Source organism: Enterobacter cloacae complex sp. IR5422 (assembly GCF_049238165.1).
Lineage (GTDB): Bacteria > Pseudomonadota > Gammaproteobacteria > Enterobacterales > Enterobacteriaceae > Enterobacter > Enterobacter roggenkampii.
The window spans coordinates 35,573-59,977 of the sequence record NZ_JBMKHT010000011.1 but is presented as its reverse complement, the minus strand read 5'-3'; the positions used below and the strand labels follow the sequence as shown (position 1 = coordinate 59,977).

23 protein-coding genes are annotated in these 24,405 nt (G+C 57.3%); 11 read left to right on the top strand and 12 right to left on the bottom strand.

Annotated elements, in window-relative coordinates:
- Positions 1-76: 76 nt before the first annotated feature.
- Positions 77-478 (bottom strand): YgiW/YdeI family stress tolerance OB fold protein, encoded by a 402-nt coding sequence (locus ACOTXT_RS07915; protein WP_106105447.1) that lies wholly within the window; start codon positions 476-478, stop codon positions 77-79.
- Positions 479-616: 138 nt separating this feature from the next.
- Here ACOTXT_RS07915 and qseB point away from each other — a divergent pair, with 138 nt between their 5' ends.
- The 4 genes from qseB to ACOTXT_RS07895 all read left to right on the top strand — a co-directional run bounded on the left by qseB (position 617) and on the right by ACOTXT_RS07895 (position 3,655).
- Positions 617-1,276: a quorum sensing response regulator transcription factor QseB gene (qseB, locus tag ACOTXT_RS07910; RefSeq protein WP_023326078.1), complete on the top strand. Its 660-nt coding sequence runs from the start codon at positions 617-619 to the stop codon at positions 1,274-1,276.
- Complete coding sequence (gene qseC / locus ACOTXT_RS07905) at positions 1,273-2,622, top strand: quorum sensing histidine kinase QseC (protein ID WP_333165468.1); 1,350 nt, start codon at positions 1,273-1,275, stop codon at positions 2,620-2,622. Before qseB ends, qseC begins: the two co-directional genes overlap by 4 nt.
- A gap of 105 nt (positions 2,623-2,727) precedes the next feature.
- Complete coding sequence (locus ACOTXT_RS07900; RefSeq protein WP_014833281.1) at positions 2,728-3,309, top strand: NAD(P)H-dependent oxidoreductase; 582 nt, start codon at positions 2,728-2,730, stop codon at positions 3,307-3,309.
- Between the two features lie 31 nt (positions 3,310-3,340).
- Positions 3,341-3,655, top strand: a complete 315-nt coding sequence (locus tag ACOTXT_RS07895) for a putative quinol monooxygenase (protein WP_008502984.1) — start codon at positions 3,341-3,343, stop codon at positions 3,653-3,655.
- Between the two features lie 96 nt (positions 3,656-3,751).
- Here the strand turns inward: ACOTXT_RS07895 and ACOTXT_RS07890 are convergent, their stop codons facing one another.
- The 5 genes from ACOTXT_RS07890 to ACOTXT_RS07870 are packed head-to-tail and all read right to left on the bottom strand — an operon-like array spanning position 3,752 to position 8,425.
- Positions 3,752-4,639, bottom strand: coding sequence for a MurR/RpiR family transcriptional regulator (locus ACOTXT_RS07890; protein ID WP_032664435.1), 888 nt, complete (start codon positions 4,637-4,639; stop codon positions 3,752-3,754).
- Positions 4,636-5,586, bottom strand: a complete 951-nt coding sequence (locus tag ACOTXT_RS07885; RefSeq protein WP_063617876.1) for an iron-siderophore ABC transporter substrate-binding protein — start codon at positions 5,584-5,586, stop codon at positions 4,636-4,638. The genes ACOTXT_RS07890 and ACOTXT_RS07885 overlap by 4 nt, the downstream gene beginning before the upstream one ends.
- Before the next feature lie 9 nt (positions 5,587-5,595).
- Entirely contained in the window at positions 5,596-6,636 is a 1,041-nt protein-coding gene (locus ACOTXT_RS07880) for a FecCD family ABC transporter permease (protein ID WP_023294566.1), read from the bottom strand.
- Positions 6,633-7,616, bottom strand: coding sequence for an iron ABC transporter permease (locus tag ACOTXT_RS07875; RefSeq protein ID WP_333165473.1), 984 nt, complete (start codon positions 7,614-7,616; stop codon positions 6,633-6,635). Before ACOTXT_RS07875 ends, ACOTXT_RS07880 begins: the two co-directional genes overlap by 4 nt.
- Complete coding sequence (locus tag ACOTXT_RS07870; RefSeq protein WP_333165476.1) at positions 7,613-8,425, bottom strand: ABC transporter ATP-binding protein; 813 nt, start codon at positions 8,423-8,425, stop codon at positions 7,613-7,615. Before ACOTXT_RS07870 ends, ACOTXT_RS07875 begins: the two co-directional genes overlap by 4 nt.
- Positions 8,426-8,810: 385 nt before the next feature.
- Between ACOTXT_RS07870 and ACOTXT_RS07865 the strand changes: the two genes are divergently transcribed.
- Positions 8,811-10,952, top strand: a complete 2,142-nt coding sequence (locus tag ACOTXT_RS07865; protein ID WP_333165480.1) for a TonB-dependent siderophore receptor — start codon at positions 8,811-8,813, stop codon at positions 10,950-10,952.
- Positions 10,953-11,035: 83 nt separating this feature from the next.
- Here ACOTXT_RS07865 and parE read toward each other — a convergent pair whose 3' ends face one another.
- The 5 genes from parE to nudF are packed head-to-tail and all read right to left on the bottom strand — an operon-like array spanning position 11,036 to position 15,444.
- A complete protein-coding gene (gene parE / locus ACOTXT_RS07860; protein ID WP_008502977.1) occupies positions 11,036-12,928 on the bottom strand; it encodes a DNA topoisomerase IV subunit B in 1,893 nt (630 codons plus the stop codon).
- A gap of 28 nt (positions 12,929-12,956) precedes the next feature.
- Positions 12,957-13,538 (bottom strand): esterase YqiA, encoded by a 582-nt coding sequence (gene yqiA / locus ACOTXT_RS07855; protein WP_032675509.1) that lies wholly within the window; start codon positions 13,536-13,538, stop codon positions 12,957-12,959.
- Positions 13,538-14,365 carry a 3',5'-cyclic-AMP phosphodiesterase gene (gene cpdA / locus ACOTXT_RS07850; protein ID WP_008502975.1) on the bottom strand — a complete coding sequence of 276 codons (828 nt, stop codon included), beginning with the start codon at positions 14,363-14,365 and terminating at the stop codon, positions 13,538-13,540. The genes yqiA and cpdA overlap by 1 nt, the downstream gene beginning before the upstream one ends.
- A gap of 27 nt (positions 14,366-14,392) precedes the next feature.
- Complete coding sequence (locus ACOTXT_RS07845) at positions 14,393-14,815, bottom strand: DUF1249 family protein (RefSeq protein ID WP_003862516.1); 423 nt, start codon at positions 14,813-14,815, stop codon at positions 14,393-14,395.
- Entirely contained in the window at positions 14,812-15,444 is a 633-nt protein-coding gene (nudF, locus tag ACOTXT_RS07840; protein WP_008502974.1) for an ADP-ribose diphosphatase, read from the bottom strand. The genes ACOTXT_RS07845 and nudF overlap by 4 nt, the downstream gene beginning before the upstream one ends.
- Before the next feature lie 204 nt (positions 15,445-15,648).
- Between nudF and tolC the strand changes: the two genes are divergently transcribed.
- From tolC to ACOTXT_RS07825, 3 genes are all read left to right on the top strand, one after another.
- Entirely contained in the window at positions 15,649-17,127 is a 1,479-nt protein-coding gene (tolC, locus tag ACOTXT_RS07835) for an outer membrane channel protein TolC (RefSeq protein ID WP_032664451.1), read from the top strand.
- 194 nt (positions 17,128-17,321) lie between these two features.
- On the top strand, positions 17,322-17,987 hold the full coding sequence (locus tag ACOTXT_RS07830) for a DUF1190 family protein (protein WP_008502972.1): 666 nt from the start codon (positions 17,322-17,324) through the stop codon (positions 17,985-17,987).
- A gap of 2 nt (positions 17,988-17,989) precedes the next feature.
- Entirely contained in the window at positions 17,990-19,150 is a 1,161-nt protein-coding gene (locus ACOTXT_RS07825) for a glutathionylspermidine synthase family protein (RefSeq protein ID WP_055322139.1), read from the top strand.
- Between the two features lie 82 nt (positions 19,151-19,232).
- Here the strand turns inward: ACOTXT_RS07825 and ygiD are convergent, their stop codons facing one another.
- A complete protein-coding gene (gene ygiD / locus ACOTXT_RS07820) occupies positions 19,233-20,021 on the bottom strand; it encodes a 4,5-DOPA dioxygenase extradiol (RefSeq protein ID WP_055322140.1) in 789 nt (262 codons plus the stop codon).
- A gap of 196 nt (positions 20,022-20,217) precedes the next feature.
- Between ygiD and zupT the strand changes: the two genes are divergently transcribed.
- From zupT to ACOTXT_RS07805, 3 genes are all read left to right on the top strand, one after another.
- On the top strand, positions 20,218-20,991 hold the full coding sequence (gene zupT, locus ACOTXT_RS07815) for a zinc transporter ZupT (RefSeq protein ID WP_008502969.1): 774 nt from the start codon (positions 20,218-20,220) through the stop codon (positions 20,989-20,991).
- Positions 20,992-21,323: 332 nt separating this feature from the next.
- Positions 21,324-21,884, top strand: a complete 561-nt coding sequence (locus tag ACOTXT_RS07810) for a fimbrial protein (protein WP_021242311.1) — start codon at positions 21,324-21,326, stop codon at positions 21,882-21,884.
- A gap of 78 nt (positions 21,885-21,962) precedes the next feature.
- Positions 21,963-24,401, top strand: a complete 2,439-nt coding sequence (locus tag ACOTXT_RS07805; protein WP_055322142.1) for a fimbria/pilus outer membrane usher protein — start codon at positions 21,963-21,965, stop codon at positions 24,399-24,401.
- The last annotated feature ends 4 nt before the right edge of the window (positions 24,402-24,405 follow it).

Here is a 24,405-nt window from a genome sequence, read left to right as displayed (position 1 = left end):
ATATTGCCGCAGATACTACCCTATCTGACGAGTTGAGTCACAAAGAAAAAGGGCCGCTTATGCGGCCCTTTTCGGGTTATTTGTTCAGCTTAATGACCTGCTTCACGTCGATTTCAAAATCGTTCCACTCTTTATCGACCTTGCCCTGGATTTCCACTTTATCCTGCGGGGTGACGGTCACGCCGTTCCAGCGCTTGTGGTCAATTTCCACGTTCACCGTGCCGGTCTCATCGCGGAAGGTGTAGCGGTCATCGGACAGGCGCTGGGTGATGTTCCCGCGCAGCTTCACCCAGCTGTCGTCCTTCATCTCTTTCACCTTCACCGCGGTGGTGAGGTTGGCGTCGTTATCGACAAAACCGCCTGCCTGCGTCTGGGGCTGGGTTTGCGTGGCGGACGGGCCGTTAAATCCGCCCTGCGCAGCAAAAACGGGGGCAGTGGTCATCATCATGATGGCGGCAATGGCAGCGAATTTTTTCATATTAACTCTCCCTTTAATCTGGTTTCGCAGTCCATTAAACAGGGTAATCCTTAACAACTTCTTAAGGGAAAAATTTATTTATTATTGCTGTACAGCAGGCGCTTACAGAGGGTTTACTGACGGCATCAAGGAGGGAATATGCGCATTTTACTGGTAGAAGACGACACGCTAATCGGCGACGGTATCAGGGCGGGTTTAAGCAAAATGGGCTTTAGCGTGGACTGGTTTACCGACGGTAAAACCGGTCAGGCCGCGCTCGCGTCTGCACCCTATGATGCCGTGGTGCTGGATCTGACGCTGCCGGAAATCGACGGTCTGGACATCCTGCGCGCGTGGCGCGAAAGCGGGCGCAGCGAGCCGGTATTGATCCTGACCGCGCGGGATGCGCTTAACCAGCGCGTGGAAGGGCTGCGTCTTGGCGCGGATGATTATCTCTGCAAGCCGTTCGCGCTGATTGAAGTGGGTGCCCGCCTCGAGGCGCTGGTCCGCCGCAGCCACGGCCAGACGCATAGCGAGCTACGCCACGGCAAGGTCACGCTCGATCCGACCCGTCTCGTCGCCACGCTGGACGGTGAACCGCTGACGCTGAAGCCGAAAGAGTTCGCGCTGCTGGAACTGCTGATGCGCAATGCAGGCCGCGTGCTCCCTCGCAAGACGATTGAGGAAAAACTGTATACCTGGGACGACGACGTCTCCAGCAACGCGGTAGAAGTCCACGTTCATCATCTGCGCCGCAAGCTTGGCAGCGAGTTTATCCGCACCGTGCACGGCATCGGCTACACCCTGGGTGACGCATGAAGCTGACGCAACGCCTGAGCCTGAAGCTGCGCCTGACGCTCCTCTTTTTAGCGCTCTCCCTGACGGCATGGTTTGCCGCCAGCCTGGTGGCCTGGCAGCAGACCACCCACAAGCTGGATAAGCTCTTCGACACGCAGCAGATGCTGTTTGCCAAACGGCTGCTGACGATGGATCTGGACGAGATCCGCGCCCCCGAGCGGATGCGCGAGATCCCAAAAAAAGTGAAGCATGGCCGTCTCGATGACGACGCGCTGGCTTTCGCCATTTACAGCGTCGAGGGCAAAATGCTGCTGAACGACGGCGAGAACGGGCGCGATATTCCGTACCACTATCGCCGCGACGGGTTTGCTAACGGGCAGCTCCAGGACGACAACGACGAATGGCGTTTCCTGTGGCTGACCTCACCCGACGGGAAGTACCGCGTGGTGGTCGGTCAGGAGTGGGAGTACCGCCAGGATATGGCGCTGGACGTGGTCAGCTCGCAGCTCACGCCCTGGCTGGTGGCGCTGCCGGTGATGCTGCTCTTGCTGGTTCTCCTCTTGAGCCGGGAGCTGAGGCCGCTCAAAAAGCTAGCGCAGACCCTGCGCTCCCGCTCGCCGGATGCGACAGATAACCTGCCGACGGAGGGCGTACCAACAGAAGTGCGCCCCCTGCTCGACGCGCTGAATCACCTCTTCGCACGTACCCAGGAGATGATGACCCGCGAGCGCCGCTTTACGTCCGATGCCGCCCACGAGCTGCGCAGCCCGCTGGCGGCCCTGAAGGTGCAAACTGACGTGGCGCAGCTCTCGCAGGACGATCCGCAGGCGCGGGAAAAAGCGCTGGCACAGCTGCATGCGGGAATCGACCGCGCTTCGCGGCTGGTGGATCAGCTCCTCACCCTGTCGCGTCTGGACTCGCTGGATAACCTTGACGATGTCGAACCGATCACGCTTGCCGATTTACTGCAGTCGGCGGTGCTGGATATCTGGCATCCGGCGCAGCAGGCAGGGATTGATATTCGCCTCATCAACCATGCCCCGCAGGTCAAACGTCAGGGGCAGCCCCTGCTGCTCAGCCTGCTGGTGCGCAACCTGCTGGACAATGCCATCCGCTACAGCCCACGCGGCAGCGTGGTGGACGTGACGCTGGACGCGCGTAGCTTTAGCGTGCGCGACAACGGTCCCGGCGTTGACCCCGAGGTGCTGGCGCGCATCGGCGAGCGTTTTTATCGTCCACCGGGCCAGAACGCCACGGGCAGCGGGCTGGGGCTTTCTATCGTCAGGCGCATTGCCGCGCTGCATGGGATGCACGTCTCGCTAAGCAATGCGGCGGAAGGCGGCTTTGAGGTGAAGATCAGCTGGTAACGGATTATTGCATCTCCAGCAAAAGACTTTGCACATTTTGCTCATTTTTCCGCTCCGTCCTCGCGCGTAGAATACCCGGCATACTCTCATCGTCGAGGACAAAAAATGAGCAACATTCTGATTATTAACGGTGCAAAAGAATTTGCGCACTCTAAAGGCCAGCTGAATGACACCCTGACCGAGGTCGCGGACGGTTTCCTGCGCGACGCCGGGCATGATGTTAAGGTCGTGCGCGCGGACAGCCACTACGACGTGAAAGCCGAAGTGCAGAACTTCCTGTGGGCTGACGTGGTGATCTGGCAGATGCCAGGCTGGTGGATGGGCGCGCCGTGGACCGTGAAAAAATACATGGACGACGTGTTCACCGAAGGTCATGGCTCGCTGTATGCCAGCGATGGCCGCACCCGCTCTGACGCGTCCAAAAAATACGGTTCAGGCGGCCTGATTCAGGGCAAAAAATATATGCTGTCACTGACCTGGAACGCCCCGCTGGAAGCCTTCACCGAGAAAGATCAGTTCTTCGAGGGCGTGGGCGTAGACGGTGCTTATCTGCCGTTCCACAAGGCGAATCAGTTCCTGGGCATGGATCCGCTGCCGACCTTTATCGTCAACGACGTGATTAAAATGCCTGATGTCCCGCGCTATATCGCAGAATATCGCAAGCATCTCGCGGAAATTTTTGCTTAACTGGTAGCCTGGAATTAAAGGAGTAGTAAACATGCTTACCGTTATCGCAGAAATCCGTACTCGTCCAGGTCAACATCACCGCCAGGCGGTGCTGGATCAGTTCGCGAAAATCATCCCGACCGTACTGAAAGAAGAAGGCTGCCACGGCTACGCGCCGATGGTGGATGCCGCCACTGACGCCAGCTTCCAGGCGACCGCGCCGGACTCGATCATCATGGTTGAGCAGTGGGAAACCGTCGCGCATCTTGAAGCGCATCTGCAGACCGCGCACATGAAAGCGTGGAGCGACGCGGTGAAGGGCGACGTGCTGGAAACCCACATCCGCATTCTGGAGCAAGGGGTTTAAGTTCGTGGAATTTGCCGGGTGGCACTGCGTTTACCCGGCCTACAAAACCTGAACCGTAGGCCCGGTAAGCGCTAGCGCCACCGGGCTTTGTTGTTTTTAGCTGCTTTTCTTCCCCGGCTTTAACCCGCGATGGAGCTCGTTGATGCGCTTCATTGACTTGATGGTGCGCTGCGGTTCGGTGGAGGCGACGGACAAAATGATCATCTCCAGACAGAGCAGCACCGTGCCGTGGAGCGGGATTTTACCCTTTTCACCGCCGCGCGGAACGTGGATCACCACGCTGGCCTCCTTACTGAAACGCGAATCAAGGGCGTTGGTCAGCAGGATGGTGGGAATGCCCAGACGTTTAGCTTCACGCAGGGTGGTTTGCCCTTCCCGGTGCGCGGATTTCTGCGCCATCATCACCAGCACGTCACCGCGCTGAAGCGCAATCAGCTGTTCGGCAAGCCCGATCCCGGTACGGTTGAGCGGCGTGGCGGGTAACCCCATACGGCTGAACAGCCTGGCGGTGTACTCGGCCAGAATGCCGGAGGCGCCAATGCCAAATATGGCGACCTGCCTTGCCTGCGCCAGCAGTGAGACCGCCTGCGCCATCGCGTAGCGGTTGTGGGGCTCGGATAACACCTCGCAGGTGTGCTGATGTCCCTCCAGCACGAAATCAATGCTCGCGTTGACGTCGCTGGCGAGCGTGTTCACCGTGGTGGACATCTTTTCGCTGGAGGTGACCACCGGGCCAAACCACTGCTCCAGCGTCTGCTTGAGATCGCGCAGCCCGGCGAACCCCAGCGCCTGTATGGCGCGGACCACCGTGGCATCCGAGGTTTTCAGTACGGCGGCAATCTCCATGGCGGTCTGCTCCATCACCGCTTCGCGGTTGTCATGTATATAGCGTGCGACCTGCAGCAGACGCGGCGTCAGCTGATGCGCCCGCGCGCGAAAGCGGTCGCCATAGACATCCACGCGCCCCTTCTCTTTGCGGATCACCGTGAGGCCTCCGGCAGCGGACGCCCGGCAATCTGCGACTGCACCTGCGCGGCCATCAGCCCTAAAGACGCGAACGAATTCGAGATCGCCTCTTCACGCGAGATCAGCACGTAGTGCCCGCTCCGGCAGGCAGTCAGGAACTGACACCAGCCCGGCATCACCGCCTCCATCGCTGCCAGCTCGTCCTGCGGTTTACCGCCCGTATCCCCGCGCCAGGTAGCAAAGACGAAATCGGCATCCAGCTCCGGCAGGCGCTCGGCGCTGACGTCGATGCGCCCCCCTTCCGGGATGGACTCAATCAGTGGCGGGAATTTGAATCCGGCGTCGCGCAGAACGCGGCCCAGCGAGTGGTAGCTGTGCATGGCGTTGATTTTCCCCTGATTGGCCTGAATCACCGATACGGTGATTTTGCGCGTGTCGATGGTCGCCTTCAGCGCCTTGATTTGCTCCTGATATCGCCGCTCCAGAACCTTAAGCCGCGCCTGCGTTCCTGTCAGCTGAGCCAGCTTGCGGTAGATTTCCGGCGCGCCGCCGTCGAGATGATCGATGCTCACCGTCGGGGCAATTTTCGCTAATTGTTCCACCGGCGTGTTGCGGGTCGGCTCGGTAACGATCAGGTCAGGTTTGGCGGCGGCGATGGCTTCGATGTCAATATCGGCCGTGCCGATAAATTTGATATCGGAATTATCGAAGTCGACGCCGGTTAACATGCCGCTGGAGCGCAGAAAATGGCTGCCGTCCGGCCGCGTGCGGCCATGGCTCGCCACCGGCGGCACGCCAAGCTCAATCAGCGGAATGGTGATGTCCAGATCGTGTAAGGAGACAATCCGTTTCGGGTGCACCGGCACCACCACCTTTCGGTTCAGATCGTCGGTAAAGACCTGCGTCGGCTCCGCCGCGCTCACCGCGAACCCCACCAGCAACAGCATCGAAAACAGTACACGCATCATAATCCCCTAAAATCTGTCCCGACGCTGCCAGAGCAGCAGCAGGAAAAACGGTCCGCCAATCAATGAAATGACAATTCCCGCCGGCAGCTGCAGCGGGAGGAATGCCAGACGCCCGACGTTATCCGCCAGCAGCACCAGCAGCGCGCCCAGCACGGCGCTTCCCGTCAGGAGCGCGGTCTGACCACCGCGCAGCAGCAGGCGCGCCATATGCGGGGCAATCAGCCCCACAAAGCCAATGCTGCCCACGCAGGAGACGCAGGCCGCCGTCAGCACTACCGGGGCGAGAACCCGCAGCAGTGCCAGCCGGGTTGTGCGCACGCCAAGACCTGCGGCGGCCTGATTGCCGAGCAGCGCCACGTCCGCTGCCCGCGCGGTAAAGAGCAGCAGCGCAAACGCGGGGGCAGCCCAGAGCGCGGCCAGCCCTACCAGCGTCCAGTTTGCCGCGTGCAGGCTGCCCGCCAGCCACAGCATCGCCGTCTGCACGTCGCGCACGTCGGCGGTGGTCATAAAGACGCCCATTGCCGCGGCAAACGCCCACGACACGCCGATGCCGATCAAAATAAACCGCGGGCGCGAGATATCGCGCGCCAGAGCTATCACCAGCAGCGCGGTGAGCAGCCCGCCGGCCATGCCAACCAGCGGACGCCAGGCCAGGCTCAGCGCCGGGAACTGAAAAATCAGCAGCAGTACCGCCGCGCTACAGCCCTCCTTCACGCCGATAAGCCCCGGGTCAGCCAGTCCGTTGCGGGTGATGGACTGCATCGCCGCCCCCGCCATGCCGAGCATCGCGCCGCACAGCACCGCCATCAGCAGGCGCGGCAGGCGGATATCCATCACGACGTAGCGCGTCTCCGCCGTCAGACTTTCAGGCGAAAACAGCGCCCGCCCGATGGCAGAGGCGGGAATGGGCAGAGAACCGTGCGTCAGGCCAAAGCCCAGCAGGCCTAGCGCCATCAGCGCGAAAAGCGACAGGTACGCCAGCGCCTTCGGGCGAACCAGCGCCGACAGGCGGCCAACACGGATCGCGCGGAGTCCGGACCGGTTCATTTGAACATCCTCGAGGCCATAAGGATGAACACGGGCGCGCCGACAAGGGCCGTCATGATGCCGGTTGCCAGCTCCCAGGGGGTAAACAGCGTGCGGGCAGCGATATCCGCCAGCAGCAACACCAGCGCACCGCAGAGGGCCGACAGCGGCACCATCGCGCGTAAATCTACCGACACCAGACGGCGAATGAGCTGCGGCACCACAAGGCCGATAAAGCCAATCGGTCCGGCGATGGAGACGGCCGCGCCGCAGAGCAGCGCAATGGCCAGCAGGGCAAGGAGGCGGGTTTTCAGCAGCGACACGCCAAGCCCCTGCGCCATTCTGTCGCCCAGCGCCAGCATGTTGAGCGAGGGCGACAGCCCGATAGCAAGAAGAAAACCAGCGGCTGCAGCCCACAGGGCGCTCTGGAGCATCTGCGCGTTGATCCCGGCGATATCACCCGCCAGCCAGGTTCGCAGAGAGAGCAGCGTCTGTTCATCCAGGATTAACACCGCGGCGGTAATCGACGAGGCAAACGCCGACATCGCCACGCCGCACAGGGTGACCTTCATCGGCGTGAGCCCGGTGCGACCGGTCGAGGAGAACATCAGCACCAGCAGAAACAGCGCGGCGGCACCGGCGGCGGCAATCAGCGGACGACCAAACGGCAGCGAAAGCCCAAGCGCGCTGGTCACCACCACCGCGAGCGCTGCCCCGGCGTTGAGCCCCAGAATATGCGGCTCGCCGAGCGGGTTGCGGATCACGGACTGCAGCAGCACGCCCGCCACGCCGAGCGCGGCGCCTGTCACCATTGCGGCGCAGAGGCGCAGCAGCCGTAGTCTGATGATGATGTTATGGTCGAAATTGCGCGGGTCGAAGTGAAAGAATGCCTCCACTACCGTTTGCGGGGCGATAAAGCGTGCACCGATCCCCAGATGAGCAATCGCCCCCATTGCCAACAGCAGGGTGAAAATCAGGAAAGCCAGAGAGATGCGCATCATGGCTTCTGAATGCTCTGGCGAAACGGCATAAAGAACGGTTTGCCGGTCAAGGGGTTGATGGACATATGCACGTCCACATCAAACACCGTTTTGATCAGCTCCGGCGTGCAGGCGTCGCCTTCATGTAACACCCCCTCGACTTTTCCCTGGCGTAAAAAGACCAGGGAATCACCGTAGTTCACGGCAAAGTTGAGATCGTGCAGCACCACCACGACGGTACGCCCATGCTGGCGGGTCAGGGCGTGCAGCAGTTCCAGGATCTCCACCTGATAGCGGAGATCGAGGTACGTCGTCGGCTCGTCAAGCAGGATATACGGCGTTTGCTGCGCCAGCGCCATGGCGATCCAGCAGCGCTGACGCTGGCCGCCGGATAAGCTTTCCACCGGCATATGGGCAAACACTGCAGTGCCGGTCAGGCGCAGGGCCTCTTCCACCGCCAGTTCGTCCTCGTCGCTCCACTGGCGCATAACGTTTTGCCAGGGAAAGCGCCCGCGCGAGACCAGCTCAAAAACGGTTAACCCTTCCGGGAGCAGCGGGGACTGCGGGAGAATACCAAGCTGGCGGGCGACGGCTTTGGTCGGCTGCTCGTGGATCGCCTTGCCGTCGAGAACCGCCGCGCCGCCAAGCGGCTGGAGCAGCCGCGCAATGGTGCTCAACAGCGTGGATTTCCCGCAGCCGTTTGCGCCCACCAGAACGGTTATTTTCTGCTGGGGGATCGCAAGAGAGATATCATCAACGATGATTTTTTTCTGATAGCCCGCAGAGAGGTTCTCCAGAACCAGTCCCGGTTGTTTTGTGTTGTAAGCCACGTGAACGCCAACGTAATAAAAAAGCGCAACAAATATAAATAAAAATCATTCTCTTTTGAGAGTTTGACGCCACGCCATGTAGTAGTCAAGAGAAGAAACACCCTGAAAAAACCAGGGGTAACGGAGCGTTACCATGCAGACCACGAAATTAATAAATCATTATTTTTCAATTAAATAATTAATTACCCTTGTACTTTCCCGTTGCGTTTCATGCATGTAGCCGATTTTTATCATTTTTCATTTACTACTACATTTCCGCATGATTGAATGATTCTCAATTACATGTTCGATGCCGGTTCTGGCTAACGAGCAGAGCATAAAAGGGCAATGACTCACACATTCTTCCGTGAAGGTGATTCACGGATATTTTGGGATAACAGATGTAATGGCTACGTTCACACCTTCACTCTCTGGGGTAAAAGGGCGCGCGCTCTTTTCACTGCTGTTTATGGCGCCGCTGGCCCAGGCGGCGGACACCACCGCGGCTAAAGACGGCGAAACGCTTACCGTCACTGCCGATCCAAATGCTCCGGCGGAAGCCACCAACGGCTACCAGCCGCTGAACACCTCCACCGCAACGCTGACCAACATGCCGATGCTGGATATCCCGCAGGTGGTGAATACCGTCAGCGATCAAGTGCTGGAGGATCAGCACGCCACCACGCTGGATGAGGCGCTCTATAACGTCAGCAACGTGGTCCAGACCAACACCCTCGGCGGTACGCAGGATGCCTTCGTGCGCCGCGGGTTTGGCGCGAACCGGGACGGCTCGATCATGACCAACGGCCTGCGCACCGTCCTGCCGCGCAGCTTTAACGCCGCCACCGAGCGCGTGGAGGTGCTTAAAGGCCCGGCCTCAACGCTGTATGGCATTCTCGATCCGGGCGGCCTGATTAACGTCGTCACCAAACGCCCGGAGAAAACCTTCGGTGGTTCTCTGTCCGCCACCTCCTCCAGCTTTGGCGGCGGCACCGGACAGGTCGATGTGACCGGCCCGATCGACGGCACGCGTCTGGCGTATCGCCTCACGGGTGAGTATCAGGACGAAGATTACTGGCGTAATTTTGGCAACGAACGCAGCACCTTTATCGCCCCGTCGCTCACCTGGTTCGGCGATGATGCCACCGTGACCGTGCTCTATTCGCATCGCGACTATAAGACGCCGTTCGATCGCGGAACGATCTTCGATCTCAACACCAAAAAGGCCGTTGATGTCGATCGTAAAACCCGCTTTGACGAGCCGTTTAACGTGACCGATGGTCAGTCCGATCTGGCGCAGCTGAATGCGGAATACCGTCTTAACAGCCAGTGGACCGCGAAGTTCGACTACAGCTACAGCCAGGACAAATACAGCGATAACCAGGCCCGCGTGATGGCCTACGATGCAAAAACCGGCAACCTGACCCGCCGCGTGGATGCGACCCAGGGCTCGACCCAGCGCATGCACAGCACCCGCGCGGATCTGCAGGGGAATGTCGATATTGCAGGCTTTTACAATGAGATCCTGACCGGCGTGTCGTATGAGAATTACGATTTGCTGCGTACGGACATGATGCGCTGTAAGAACGTCAAAGGTTTCAACATCTACCATCCGGTTTACGGCAAACTCAACAAGTGTACAACCGTCTCCGCCGCAGACAGCGACCAGACGCTCAAGCAGGAGAGTTATTCGGCCTACGCGCAGGATGCCCTGTACCTGACGGATAAGTGGATCGCCGTCGCCGGGATGCGCTACCAGTATTACACCCAGTACGCGGGTAAAGGTCGTCCGTTCAACGTCAACACCGACAGCCGCGACGAACAGTGGACGCCAAAGCTGGGGCTGGTTTACAAGCTCACGCCATCCGTCTCGCTGTTTGCCAACTACTCGCAGACGTTTATGCCGCAGTCGTCCATTGCAAGTTACATTGGCGACCTGCCGCCGGAAACCTCAAACGCCTACGAACTGGGCGCGAAGTTCGACCTGTTCGACGGCGTTACCGCCAATATCGCGCTGTTTGATATCCACAAACGCAACGTGCTGTACAACGAAAGCGTGGGAGGTGAAACCATCGCCAAAACCGCGGGACGCGTGCGATCCCAGGGCGTGGAGGTGGATCTTGCCGGATCGCTGACCGAGAACACCAATATTATCGCCAGCTACGGCTACACCGACGCGAAGGTGCTGGAAGACCCGGACTACACGGGCAAACCGCTGCCGAATGTGCCGCGCCATACCGGCTCCCTGTTCCTGACGTACGACATTCACAATGCGTTTGCGGGGAATACGCTGACAATTGGCGGTGGCGGGCACGGCGTGAGCCGTCGTTCAGCGACCAACGGCGCGGATTATTATCTGCCGGGCTATTTTGTGGCGGATGCCTTTGCGGCCTATAAGATGAAGCTGCAGTATCCGGTGACGCTGCAGGTCAACGTGAAGAACCTGTTTGATAAGACCTACTACACCTCGTCCATTGCGACCAACAACCTGGGCAACCAGATTGGCGACCCTCGCGAAGTGCAGTTTACGGTGAAGATGGAGTTTTGATGTAAAAAAGCCCGGTGGCGCTGGCGCTTACCGGGCCTACGATCCATTCCCTCTCCCTGCGGGAGAGGGTTAGGGTGAGGGCATCAAGCCTCAATATCCGCCATATCACCTTTCTCCTGCAGCCAGTTACGACGGTCTTCCGAACGTTTCTTGGCAAGGAGCATATCCATCATGGCGTTGGTCTGCTGTTCGTCTTCATCGCTGATCGTCAGCTGCACCAGACGGCGCGTGTTCGGATCCAGCGTCGTTTCGCGCAGCTGCATCGGGTTCATCTCGCCCAGCCCTTTAAAGCGCTGCACGTTAGGCTTGCCCTTCTTACGCTTCAGCTGTTCCAGCACGCCCGCTTTTTCTTCTTCCGTCAGCGCGTAGTAAACCTCTTTGCCGAGATCGATACGGTAAAGCGGCGGCAGCGCCACGTAGACGTGACCGTTTTTCACCAGCGTGCGGAAGTGCTTCACAAACAGCGCGCACAGCAGCGTGGCGATGTGCAGACCGTCGGAGTCCGCATCCGCGAGAATGCAGATCTTGCCGTAGCGCAGCTGGCTCAGATCGTCGCTGTCCGGATCGATGCCGATCGCGACCGAGATATCGTGGACTTCCTGCGAGGCCAGCACTTCATCAGACGAGACCTCCCAGGTGTTCAGGATCTTACCCTTGAGCGGCATGATCGCCTGATATTCACGATCGCGCGCCTGCTTGGCCGACCCGCCCGCCGAGTCCCCTTCCACGAGGAACAGCTCGGTGCGGTTGAGATCCTGTGCGGTACAGTCTGCCAGCTTGCCCGGCAGCGCAGGGCCGCTGGTCAGCTTTTTACGCACCACTTTCTTGGCGGCGCGCAGACGACGCTGGGCGCTGGAGATCGCCATTTCGGCCAGCATCTCCGCCGCCTGAACGTTCTGGTTCAGCCACAGGGTAAAGGCATCTTTCACCACGCCGGAGACAAACGCCGCGCACTGGCGTGACGACAGACGTTCTTTGGTCTGACCGGCAAACTGCGGATCCTGCATCTTCACGGAGAGCACGTAGGCGCAGCGGTCCCAGATATCTTCCGCCGACAGCTTCACGCCGCGCGGCAGGATATTACGGTATTCGCAGAATTCGCGCATCGCGTCCAGCAGCCCCTGACGCAGGCCGTTGACGTGGGTCCCGCCGAGCATAGTGGGGATCAGGTTAACGTAGCTTTCGGTCAGCAGCTCGCCGCCTTCCGGCAGCCACAGCAGCGCCCAGTCCACCGCTTCGGTATCGCCGCTAAAGTTGCCGACGAACGGTTTTTCCGGCAGCGTTGGCAGGCCGTTTACCGCTTCGCACAGGTAGTCGTTCAGGCCATCGGCGTAGCACCAGGTCTGCTCGGTATTGTTAACGTGATCTTTAAAGGTGATTTCCACGCCCGGGCAAAGCACCGCTTTGGCTTTCAGCAGGTGCGTCAGGCGGGATACGGAAAAGCGCGGGCTGTCGAAGAAACTCTCGTCAGGCCAGAAGTGGACGCTGGTGCCGGTGTTGCGTTTGCCGCACGTGCCGACAACCTGCAGATCCTGCACCTTCTCGCCGTTTTCAAACGCGATGTTGTAGACCTGACCATCGCGACGGACGTTCACTTCCACGCGTTTGGACAGGGCGTTGACGACGGAAATCCCCACGCCGTGCAGGCCACCGGAGAACTGGTAGTTTTTGTTGGAGAACTTACCGCCAGCATGCAGACGACAGAGGATCAGCTCAACGGCCGGGACGCCCTCTTCCGGGTGGATATCCACCGGCATGCCGCGCCCGTCGTCAATGACTTCCAGCGACTGATCGGCGTGCAGGATGACGTCAACGCGTTTGGCATGGCCCGCCAGCGCTTCGTCCACACTGTTATCAATAACTTCCTGGCCCAGATGGTTTGGGCGCGTCGTATCGGTGTACATCCCCGGGCGGCGGCGAACCGGCTCTAGCCCGGTGAGGACCTCAATGGCATCAGCGTTATAGGTTTGCGTCATGATTTAAACTAGCAATTCGCATTGATTGTCAGTGGCTGTGCAGTCCAAGAAAATCGACAATCTGGGTGAAATGATTCTCAAAGCCCGTGAAAGCATGGTTTCCGCCCTCTTCTATAGTCTGGCGGCAGGAGGCGTAATACGCCACTGCCTGGCGGTAATCCAGCACTTCATCACCCGTCTGCTGCAGCAGCCAGATGAGATCCGGCGCCTCGAGCGGGTCGACCTGCATAACTTTGAGATCGTAAATATGGCGTGACTCTAGCACATATTGCTGGCCGGTGTAGGGGTTCTCGTTTTCGCCAAGAAAGTCCCGCAGCAGCTCAAATGGCCGTACCGCCGGATTAACCACCACGGCGGGCAGCATAAAGCATTGCGAGAGCCAGGTGGCGTAATATCCCCCCAGCGATGAACCGACCACACCAAAGGTTTCGCCGCCGTGCGCAAGCACGATGGATTCCAGCATTTCCGCGGCTTCTGCCGGGTAAGGCGGCAGCTGTGGGATAATCATCTCAACGTCAGGGTGATGCGCGCTCAGCCACTGGCGAAACTGTGTCGCTTTTGCGGAGCGCGGCGAACTGTTAAATCCGTGCAGATAAAGGAGCGTAGACATCAATAGCCTTCTGAAGCGGTGTCCGGGCGGAACTGTGCGCCGGTCAAACGGCAGACTTCCGTGGTCAGCGTGCCGTCGGGATGCAGTTCCAGCCAGCGCCAGCCTGGCGCGATGGTATCCAGCGTAAAGTTGGCGCAGTGCGGCTTAAACTGAACGCAGGTCGACGGCGTCGCCAGCATGCGGCGTCCGTTCCAGTCGAGATCCTGCTCCTGGTGAATATGCCCACACAGCAGATTTTTCACCCGCGGGAACTTCGCCAGCACGCGATCCAGCGCCGCGGAGTTGCGCAGGCTGTGCTGATCGAGCCAGCTGCAGCCCGCTGGCAGAGGATGATGATGAAGCAACAGCAGCGTATGACGTTCAGGTTCAGCCGCCAGTTTGGTCTCCAGCCAGTCGAGTTGAAACTCACTGAGTTCACCGTGCGGGACGCCGAACACCTGGCTGTCCAGCAGCAGGATCTGCCACTGTTCACCCGCAAAAACACATTTCGCCGGAGAAATCCCCGCATCCTGGAGAGAACTGTACATGGCGGGCTGAAAATCGTGGTTACCCGGCAGCCAGACGCAGGGCGCGCTAAAGCTCGCGATGCCTTCAGCAAAATGCTGGTAGGCCGCGGAAGATTGGTCCTGCGCCAGATCGCCCGTTGCGACAATCAGATCGCATGCACGGTTTTCAGCGTGAATGGCGCTCAGTACCGCCTGATAACTCTCCCAGGTATTCACCCCCAGCAGCGTTTCATGCTTTTCGGCAAAAAGGTGGGTATCGGTGATTTGTAATATCCTGACTGGCGCCCCACCAGCAACAGTCAGGTTCAACAGGCTTTCCAAATGGTGTCCTTAGGTAGGTTTATGACGCTAACAAACCGGAATCGCCATTGCTCCATGTGCTAAACAATACCTTAGCCAGTCGGCTAAAAACTGGTTAATTTGATGCTTTTCGTCGCGTTGATGCAACTTTTTATTCGGGTAATCATACCGCGCCTTGAAGCGAAAGATCTGCTGGCTTGAACACACTTCAGCGACCATCGCGTCGTGATAGAGGCGTACCGTCATCGACGGCAGGCTCCAGTAGCTAATGCTGGGTGCCGTTTGCTCAATCTCCACCAGCGTAGTGTAGCGCGTTGATTCTGTTATCGTTAATCGATACTGCGCGTTGCTCACCTGATAGCTTACCGTTTCGCCGGGTGCGTCGTTTCTCGGCAGCAGGCGGCGCAATTGTGCAAAATTCGTTTCGCACAGGCGCATCATTTCTGGGAAGTCAGGCGTATAGCGCTTCATTTTTTCCACTCGTTTCGTAATGTCTGATAATGCAGCTGCAGCCATTGCAGGGCGATGACAGACGCTGCGTTGTCGATTTTCCCCTCTTCTACCCACTGATAAGCCTGTTCCCGGCTCACCACATGAACCCGAATATCTTCGTTTTCATCAGCCAGACCGTGAATGCCTTCTGCGGTCGTGGCGTCCACTTCGCCCACCATAATGGATAAGCGTTCGCTGGTGCCACCCGGACTCGCCAGATAGCTCAACACCGGTTTGGTTCGGCCCACCACCAGCCCCGCCTCTTCCAGCGCCTCGCGCCGGGCGACGTCTTCAACCGTCTCGCCTTCTTCGATCATCCCGGCCACCATCTCCAGGAGCCACGGGCTCTCACTGACGTCATAAGCGGCGATGCGGATCTGCTCCACCAGCACGACTTCGTCACGCACTGGGTCAAAGGGTAGCAAGACTGCCGCATGCCCGCGCTCAAAAATTTCGCGTCTGATTTCGCCGCTCATTTCACCGTTAAACAGGCGATGCCTGAAACGGTAAAGATCCATTGAAAAAAAACCGCTATAAAGCGTTTCTCGTGCAATAATTTCTACATCGTTTTTGGCGAATGTCACGGGCAACTTTTCTGGTTTTTGCATGAGTCGAGTCCTGGTAGCAATGGTGATGAAATTGTGAATTTCAAGGCTGTTTGGCTGCCGTTTGTAAGGCTATATGATAGATTGGTGCAAATTACCGCCAGATGGCACGTAACGCCAACCTTTTGGTGTGGATGATTCTGTTAGAATCGGCAATTATTTTTTAATTAGATCAGCGCTAATACTGCTTCACAACAAGGAATGCAAATGAAGAAATTGCTCCCCATCCTTATCGGCCTGAGCCTGACGGGCTTCAGTGCAATGAGCCAGGCGGAAAACCTGTTACAGGTCTACCAGCAGGCACGTCTGGGCAACCCTGATTTACGTAAATCAGCGGCCGATCGTGATGCTGCGTTTGAAAAGATTAACGAAGCGCGTAGCCCCTTGCTGCCACAGTTAGGGTTAGGTGCAGATTATACCTACAGCAACGGTTTCCGCGACGCTAACGGCGTAAACTCCAATGCTACCAGTGCCTCACTGCAATTAACACAGACGCTGTTTGATATGTCCAAATGGCGTGCCCTGACCCTGCAGGAAAAAAGCGCGGGCATCCAGGATGTGACCTATCAGACCGACCAGCAGACGCTGATCCTGAATACAGCTACGGCGTACTTCAACGTGCTGAGCGCCATTGACGCGCTCTCCTACACCGAAGCGCAGAAACAGGCCATTTACCGTCAGTTAGATCAAACCACCCAGCGCTTCAACGTGGGTCTGGTGGCGATCACCGACGTGCAGAACGCCCGTTCACAGTACGACACCGTGCTGGCCAACGAAGTGACGGCGCGTAACAACCTCGACAACGCGCTGGAATCCCTGCGCCAGGTGACCGGGAACTACTATCCTGAGCTGGCCTCCCTGAACGTCGACAGCTTCAAAACGGATAAGCCGCAGGCCGTTAACGCCCTGCTGAAAGAGGCGGAAAACCGCAACCTGACGTTGCTGCAGGCGCGTCTGAACCAGGACCTGGCCCGCGAGCAGATTCGTCAGGCGCAGGACGGCCATTTGCCAACCCTGAGCCTGAGCGCCTCTACCGGCGTTTCTGACACCACCTACAGTGGCTCTAAAACCAATTCTGCCCAGTATGACGACAGCAATATGGGTCAGAACAAAGTGGGCCTGAGCTTCTCCCTGCCGCTGTATCAGGGCGGTCAGGTTAACTCCCAGGTGAAACAGGCGCAGTACAACTTTGTTGGCGCGAGCGAGCAGCTGGAAAGCGCCCATCGTAACGTGGTGCAGACCGTACGTTCATCCTTCAACAACGTGAACGCCTCAATCAGCAGCATCAACGCCTATAAACAGGCCGTTGTGTCTGCACAGAGCTCCCTGGACGCGATGGAAGCGGGTTACTCGGTCGGTACACGTACTATCGTTGACGTGCTCGACGCCACCACCACGCTGTACAACGCGAAGCAGCAGCTCTCCAGCGCGCGTTATCAGTACCTGATTAACCAGCTGAACATTAAGCAGGCTCTGGGTACGCTGAACGAGCAAGACCTGCAGATGCTGAACAGCGCACTGGGCAAGCCGGTCTCTACCTCACCGGACAGCGTTGCACCGGAGAACCCGGAGCAGGTTGCCGCGGTTGATAACTTCAACGCTAACGGCACTACCCCTGCTGCACAGCCTGCTGCCGCGCGCACCACAGCGCCTGCCAGCAAGGGCAACAATCCGTTCCGTAACTAAGCATTGCCCGATGGCGCTTCGCTTATCGGGCCTACTGAATCGTAGGCCGGGTAAGCGCAGCGCCACCCGGCGCAAAATCACATCCGAACGTAAGCCAACGTAAAGATCCCCCTTATTCCGCCCCTCTTCGCTTCATTTTCAACCACTCATCCTCTATCCTGAGCGTTATTACCACTGGGTCCTGGAAGACAAACATGAAACGGACAAAAACGATCAATCACGCGTCGTTCCGCAAGAGCTGGAATGCACGTCACCTCACCCCTGTTGCGCTGGCGGTTACCGCTGTCTTTATGCTGGCAGGCTGTGAGAAAAATGATGAAACGGTTTCGCTGTATCAAAACGCGGACGACTGCTCCGCCGCAACCGGTAAAGCGGCCGAATGTAAAACGGCCTACACCAACGCGCTGAAAGAAGCGGAACGCACCGCGCCGAAATATGCCTCACGCGAAGACTGCGTAGCGGAATTTGGTGAAGGTCAGTGCCAGCAGGCACCGGCTCAGGCAGGCACGGCACCTGAAAATCAGGCACAGGCGCAGTCCAGCGGCAGCTTCTGGATGCCGCTGATGGCAGGCTACATGATGGGCCGTCTGATGGGCGGCGGTGCAGGCTACCAGCAGCAGCCGCTGTTTAGCTCGAAAAACCCGGCCAGCCCGGCTTACGGTCAATATACCGATGCCAGCGGTAAAGGCTACGGCGCAGCGACTCCGGGCCGCACCGTAACCGTACCGAAAACCGCGATGGCGCCGAAGCCTGCGACCACCAGCACCATCACCCGCGGCGGGTTCGGTGAGTCTGTGGCGAAACAGACCAGCATGCAGCGCAGTGCATCAGGCACCTCTACTCGCTCAATGGGCGGCTAATCATGGAACGAGTCAGTATTACCGAGCGCCCGGACTGGCGCGAAAAAGCCACCGAGTACGGCTTTAACTTCCACACCATGTACGGCGAGCCGTACTGGTGTGAAGACGCTTACTACAAGCTCACCCTGGCCCAGGTTGAGAAGCTGGAAGAGGTCACGGCTGAGCTGCACCAGATGTGCCTCAAGGTGGTGGAAAAAGTCATCGACAGCGACGAGCTGATGGCCAAGTTTCGCATTCCAAAGCACACCTGGAGCTTTGTCCGCCAGTCGTGGAAAACGAATCAGCCTTCGCTTTACTCTCGCATGGATCTGGCGTGGGACGGCAAAGGCGAGCCTAAGCTGCTGGAAAACAACGCCGATACCCCAACGTCCCTGTACGAGGCGGCGTTCTTCCAGTGGATCTGGCTGGAAGACCAAGCCAATGCCGGAAACCTGCCGGAAGGCAGCGACCAGTTCAACAGCCTGCAGGAGAAGCTGATCGAGCGCTTTGCCGAGCTGCGCGAGCAGTTTGGCTTCAACCTGCTGCATCTCGCCTGCTGCCGCGACACGGAAGAAGATCGTGGCACGGTTCAGTATCTGCAGGATTGCGCCGCCGAAGCGGAAGTGGCGACCGAGTTCCTCTATATCGAGGATATCGGCCTGGGTGAAAAAGGTCAGTTTACGGACATGCAGGATCAGGTCATCAGCAACCTGTTCAAGCTCTACCCGTGGGAGTACATGCTGCGCGAGATGTTCTCCACCAAGCTGGAAGATGCGGGCGTGCGCTGGCTGGAACCGGCCTGGAAGAGCATTATCTCCAACAAGGCCCTGCTGCCGATGCTGTGGGAGATGTTCCCGAATCACCCGAACCTGCTGCCAGCGTACTTTGCGGAAGATGATTACCCGCAGATGGAGAAATACGTCGTTAAGCCGATCTTCTCCCGCGAAGGCGCGAACGTGTCGATCATCGAAAACGGTAAAACGCTGGAAGCGGTTGAAGGGCCTTACGGCGAGGAAGGGATGATCGTCCAGGCGTTCTATCAACTGCCGAAATTTGGCGACAGCTATACGCTAATTGGCAGCTGGCTCATTAACGATCAACCTGCCGGAATTGGCATTCGCGAAGATCGCGCGCTGATCACGCAGGATCTGTCGCGGTTCTACCCGCATATTTTTGTGGAGTAAGACTTGCCCGGTGGCGCTACGCTTACCGGGCCTACGCTCGACCTGTAGGCCGGGTAAGGCGAAGCCGCCACCCGGCATGTTTTCACCCTACCTGCACCGACAGCATACTCAGACTTCCCATCTCTATTCCATCGACCGGGATCGTAACCGGCTCCTCACCGTCCCATGCGCCAAGCACGTACAGCAGCGGCAGGAAGTGCTCTGGGGTCGGGTTAGAGAGCGAACCGCCTTCGTGATCCAGATAGTTCACCAGCGGATGCGCCTCAGCCGGGCCTTGCCAGGTCAGGTTCGCTTTAACGTAGTCGTTAAAAGCGGTCGCCCACGGGTATGGCGTGTTTTCGCCATGCCAGCGCGCCGTACGCAGGTTGTGCACCACGTTGCCGCTTGCCACCAGCATGATGCCTTCATCACGAAGCGTCGCCAGCTTGCGCCCCATCTCCAGATGCCAGGCAGCCGGTTTGGTGCTGTCGATGCTCAGCTGCACCATCGGGATATCCGCATCAGGATACATTTTGATCAGCACGCCCCATGAGCCATGGTCAAAGCCCCAGGCTTCTTTATCCAGCGCAACCGGAACAGGCGACAGCAGATCCACCAGCCTTTGTGCCAGCTCAGGCGAGCCGGGGGCCGGATAATGCGTGTCATACAGCGCCTGCGGGAAGCCACCAAAATCATGAATGGTTTTTGGCGCTTCCATGGCGGTCACGCCCGTGCCGCGGGTGAACCAATGCGCAGATACCACCACAATCGCTTTTGGACGCGGCAGCGTCTCGCCCAGATGACGCCATGCGCGGGTATAGACGTTATCTTCCAGAACGTTCATTGGGCTGCCGTGGCCTAAAAACAGGGCTGGCATACGGGAAGAAGTCATGATGATATCCTTACAGAAGGTGTCAATTTAATGGTGCTACATTACGCGCAATCGGACAAAGATGAACGCTGATAAGCGTGAAGATCATCATCAGGAATTTTGAATGTAAGGAATGTGTAAAGCCGGAGTTCGCCCCTCGCTTTGCCAGAAATGAATCATTTATATTAATGATAATCATTATCATAAGGAGCAATCCATGTCAGTCCCTCTGATCCTGACCATACTGGCGGGCGCCGCGACCTTTATCGGCGCAATCCTCGGCGTGCTTGGTCAGAAGCCGTCAAACCGCGTGCTGGCCTTCTCGCTGGGCTTTGCTGCCGGGATCATGCTGCTTATCTCCCTGATGGAGATGCTCCCTGCTGCGCTGGGCACCGACGGGATGTCTCCCCTGCTGGGCTACGGCATGTTTGTCGTTGGCCTGCTGGGTTACTTTGCCCTCGACCGGATGCTACCCCACGCGCATCCCCAGGATTTAATGCAGAAAAACGTAACGCCTGTGCCGCGGAATATTAAGCGAACGGCGGTTCTGCTCACGCTGGGGATTAGCCTGCATAACTTCCCGGAAGGGGTCGCGACCTACGTGACGGCCAGCAGCAATCTGGAAATGGGCTTTGGCATCGCGCTGGCGGTGGCCTTACACAATATTCCTGAAGGACTGGCGGTCGCCGGACCGGTGTATGCCGCCACGGGCTCGAAACGTACCGCGGTATTCTGGGCAGGAATTTCCGGGATGGCTGAAATCCTCGGCGGTGTCCTGGCCTGGTTGATTCTCGGAAGCCTGGTCTCCCCTGTCGTGATGGCCGCCATTATGGCCACAGTTGCCGGGATTATGGTGGCGCTTTCCGTCGATGAATTAATGCCGCTGGCGAAAGAGATCGATCCCAATAACAACCCCAGCTATGGCGTGCTGTGCGGAATGTCAGTCATGGGCTTAAGCCTGGTGTTATTGCAATCTGCAGGTATCGGTTAGGATTTGTCTGCCTCCGTATAATACGGAGGCAGACTTTCGAAACGTTAAGATATAGATAGAAATGATACGTTATTTTGTTGCCTACAAAGCCCTTGCAAAATATATAGCTCATAGAAATAGAATGATGAAACTTTATCAGTCCATTATCTGAGTTACTGCATATATTATGAATGTTAGCCGATACTTACAATCAACATTAATTATATATTAAAATAATCTTAAAATAGCTTTAAGATGCAGTAATCGCATCTCCCCTTCGTCCTCCCATATACTCCATTTGCGTTTTGAAACTTATATTCAGAGTATGAATTCGTTTGAAAAAGGATATTTTCATGTATATGGGTAAAAAAATTCTATTAGCTGTAACTATCGCTGCCGCAGTATCGGGTTCCGCCTTTGCTGCCGAGCAGGGGTCGGGAAAAATCAAATTCAAAGGCGTTGTGATTGATGCGCCTTGCAGCATTGCACCAGACAGCGTTGATAAAGAAGTCGATCTCGGTGAAGTGACCACAGCTGTGATCAATGCCAACAAGAAGTCCTCCGCTGTTCCGGTTGATATCAATCTGGAAAACTGCCAGCTTGACGATCCGGCCGACGAGACTGACACACCAGTGACCAAAGTCGATGTCACGTTTACCAGCTCAGCGACAGACGCGACCGACACCAGTCTGATGACCAATACCTATGCAAGTGGTGCACAGAACGTGGGCGTTCGTCTTCTGAATAACGCCGAAGCCAACATTACGCTGGGTGCTGCTAATGAGGTTGCTCTGCTGGCAGGTTCAACGACTCAAACGCTGCACTTCAAAGCATTAATGGAAGTGGTAACGGGTAAAACGGCGACTGCTGGCCAGGTGGAAGCTACAGCCAACTATATTCTGGCGTATAAATAACTACGCCATGTTTCAAATTAAACCGGCTGGCATTTAATGTCAGCCGGCGTTGAGTGTATTTATTTGAGTAACAGGGCGATGACATATAAATTACAATGCATAATTATTATGACGTCCCTGTTTATGGTGGAACTTGCCTCCGCCACCGAATTTAACATCAATGCCATCGATAAAGATCAGCGTGGCAGCGTTGATTTATCTCTTTTTAAAGATCAAATATCGATCACACCAGGCGACTATTTTGTTACCGTTTCAATTAATGATATCCCGCTGGCAAATGGCTGGCAGCTCCGCTGGCAGGAGATAAACAAGAGCGTACAAGTCTGTATTCCACCTGAACTGGCCGATACATTTGCTCTGCAGGACAATATCCGTAGCGCATTGGCGGAAAAAGACGGGTGCGTCGACTTTGCATCAAAACCGGATATTAAATTTAATTTTGAGCAATCCAGCCAGACGCTGAAGGTCACAATACCTCAGGCCTGGTTACAGTACCGTGCCGCAGACTGGATGCCCCCTTCAACCTGGGACAACGGCGTGCCGGGCATACTACTGGATTACAATCTTTTTGCCAGTCATTACCAGCCGAACGATGGCAGCAGCACGGATAACGTCAACACTTATGGCACTGCCGGCGCGAATATGGGCGCGTGGCGACTGCGCGGTGATTATCAGTATACTCAAACCCATACCGACGCAGGTTCAGAGAATGACGGGCGCTTTTCACGCCTCTATATGTTCCGTCCTCTCCCCTCGCTCGGAGCCAAACTCACACTGGGTGAAACGGATTTCCAGTCCGCTATTTTTGATGCCTTCACCTATACCGGAGCCTCCCTGATTAGCGATGAGCGCATGCTGCCATGGTCGCTGCGCGGCTACGCGCCACAAATTACCGGCATCGCGCAAACTAACGCCACGGTAACGGTTAGCCTGGCTGACCGTGTCATTTACCAAAGCAACGTTCCGCCAGGGCCGTTTGTTATTCAGGATCTAAACCAGTCTGTACAGGGTACGCTGGACGTCAAAGTGGCAGAAGAGGATGGGCGCGTAAGCACCTTCCAGGTTTCTGCGGAATCGGTGCCTTTTTTAACCCGCAAAGGTCAGGTTCGCTATAAGCTGGCGGCAGGAAAAGCACGCAAAGACGCCTCGCATGACGTTGAAGATAACGCGTTTATGAGCGGCGAATTCTCCTGGGGGATGCTGTCACAAACCTCCCTCTACGGCGGTACGCTCGCCGATGGCGATCGCTACCGGTCCGTTGCCGCCGGAATAGGTCAAAACATGGAGTACCTGGGCGCGCTCTCTTTTGACGTGACGCAGGCAACCAGCCAGTTGCCCAATCAGAATAGCCAGACAGGTTACAGCTACCGTTTCAACTACAGTAAGCGTTTCGATACCACCGGCAGCCAGCTTACGCTCGCCAGTTATCGCTATTCCGACCCGCAGTTTCTCAGCTACGCCCGTTTTCTGGATGATGACAATAACGATCGGCAGTCAGAAAAACAGACGCTCAGCGTGACGGCAAGCCAGTACATTTCGGCGCTATCGCTCAACCTCTATGTGAACATGCTGCGTCAAACCTGGTGGAACGATTCCTCCTCCACGACGGGCAGCGTGACCGCAGGCTATAACTTTGATATCGGTTGCTGGAAAAATCTGGGCGTCACCGTGTCATGGAGTAAAACCCACTATGAAGACGAAGACGACGATACGCAGTTCTATCTCTCACTGAGCGTACCGCTCGATCCCGATCATCGTCTGAATTACGACCTGCGCAACAGCGACAGTCTGAGCCAGAACGTATCGTGGTATGACACATCAGACCGCAACAACACCTGGGGCGTTTCGGCAGGTACCGAAAGCGAGAAGTCAGATGCCGGCGCGCAGGTGAGCGGCAACTATCAACATTATTCTCCTTATGGCGACCTGAATCTCTCCGGGAGTATTAAGGCTAACGAATACAATTCCCTGAGTGCCAGTTGGACCGGTTCATTCACCTCGACGGCTAAAGGCGCTGCGCTGCACCGCCGCAGCTACGGTAACGAGCCGCGCGTGATGGTCAGTACCGATGGCGTAGGCAACATCCCGCTGAACATGTCGCGGGATGAAACCAATCGCTTCGGGATTGGCGTTTTACCGTCCATCTCCAGCTATTCGCCTTCCAGCGTGCAGGTCAATATGAACAACCTGCCCGATGGCGTAGACGTTGACACCCGCGTCGTCACCTCAACCTGGACGGAAGGCGCCATCGGGTACCGTCAGATTGCGACGCGTGCAGGCAATGATATCACAGGCATCTTACGTACTTCCTCTGGCACGCCGCCGCTGGGCGCCGTTGTTCGCCAGCTTGAAGACGATCGGCAGATTGCCATGGTCGCCGATGACGGCCACGTCTGGCTCGGCGCCGTAGAGCCACAACAACAGTTTCGCGTGACGTGGGGAGACAATCAGCAGTGTCGCTTCACGTTACCTTCACACCTTGAAAACAGTATGCAGTTGATACTGCCATGTCAGTAAGAAA

Bases quoted from the DNA above. Each gene is read 5' to 3' on its own strand.
- ACOTXT_RS07915 (WP_106105447.1), bottom strand. From the start codon at position 478: ATGAAAAAATTCGCTGCCATTGCCGCCATCATGATGATGACCACTGCC.
- qseB (WP_023326078.1), top strand. From the start codon at position 617: ATGCGCATTTTACTGGTAGAAGACGACACGCTAATCGGCGACGGTATC.
- qseC (WP_333165468.1), top strand. From the start codon at position 1,273: ATGAAGCTGACGCAACGCCTGAGCCTGAAGCTGCGCCTGACGCTCCTC.
- ACOTXT_RS07900 (WP_014833281.1), top strand. From the start codon at position 2,728: ATGAGCAACATTCTGATTATTAACGGTGCAAAAGAATTTGCGCACTCT.
- ACOTXT_RS07895 (WP_008502984.1), top strand. From the start codon at position 3,341: ATGCTTACCGTTATCGCAGAAATCCGTACTCGTCCAGGTCAACATCAC.
- ACOTXT_RS07885 (WP_063617876.1), bottom strand. From the start codon at position 5,586: ATGCGTGTACTGTTTTCGATGCTGTTGCTGGTGGGGTTCGCGGTGAGC.
- ACOTXT_RS07880 (WP_023294566.1), bottom strand. From the start codon at position 6,636: ATGAACCGGTCCGGACTCCGCGCGATCCGTGTTGGCCGCCTGTCGGCG.
- ACOTXT_RS07875 (WP_333165473.1), bottom strand. From the start codon at position 7,616: ATGATGCGCATCTCTCTGGCTTTCCTGATTTTCACCCTGCTGTTGGCA.
- ACOTXT_RS07865 (WP_333165480.1), top strand. From the start codon at position 8,811: ATGGCTACGTTCACACCTTCACTCTCTGGGGTAAAAGGGCGCGCGCTC.
- parE (WP_008502977.1), bottom strand. From the start codon at position 12,928: ATGACGCAAACCTATAACGCTGATGCCATTGAGGTCCTCACCGGGCTA.
- yqiA (WP_032675509.1), bottom strand. From the start codon at position 13,538: ATGTCTACGCTCCTTTATCTGCACGGATTTAACAGTTCGCCGCGCTCC.
- ACOTXT_RS07845 (WP_003862516.1), bottom strand. From the start codon at position 14,815: ATGAAGCGCTATACGCCTGACTTCCCAGAAATGATGCGCCTGTGCGAA.
- nudF (WP_008502974.1), bottom strand. From the start codon at position 15,444: ATGCAAAAACCAGAAAAGTTGCCCGTGACATTCGCCAAAAACGATGTA.
- tolC (WP_032664451.1), top strand. From the start codon at position 15,649: ATGAAGAAATTGCTCCCCATCCTTATCGGCCTGAGCCTGACGGGCTTC.
- ACOTXT_RS07830 (WP_008502972.1), top strand. From the start codon at position 17,322: ATGAAACGGACAAAAACGATCAATCACGCGTCGTTCCGCAAGAGCTGG.
- ACOTXT_RS07825 (WP_055322139.1), top strand. From the start codon at position 17,990: ATGGAACGAGTCAGTATTACCGAGCGCCCGGACTGGCGCGAAAAAGCC.
- ygiD (WP_055322140.1), bottom strand. From the start codon at position 20,021: ATGACTTCTTCCCGTATGCCAGCCCTGTTTTTAGGCCACGGCAGCCCA.
- zupT (WP_008502969.1), top strand. From the start codon at position 20,218: ATGTCAGTCCCTCTGATCCTGACCATACTGGCGGGCGCCGCGACCTTT.
- ACOTXT_RS07810 (WP_021242311.1), top strand. From the start codon at position 21,324: ATGTATATGGGTAAAAAAATTCTATTAGCTGTAACTATCGCTGCCGCA.
- ACOTXT_RS07805 (WP_055322142.1), top strand. From the start codon at position 21,963: ATGACATATAAATTACAATGCATAATTATTATGACGTCCCTGTTTATG.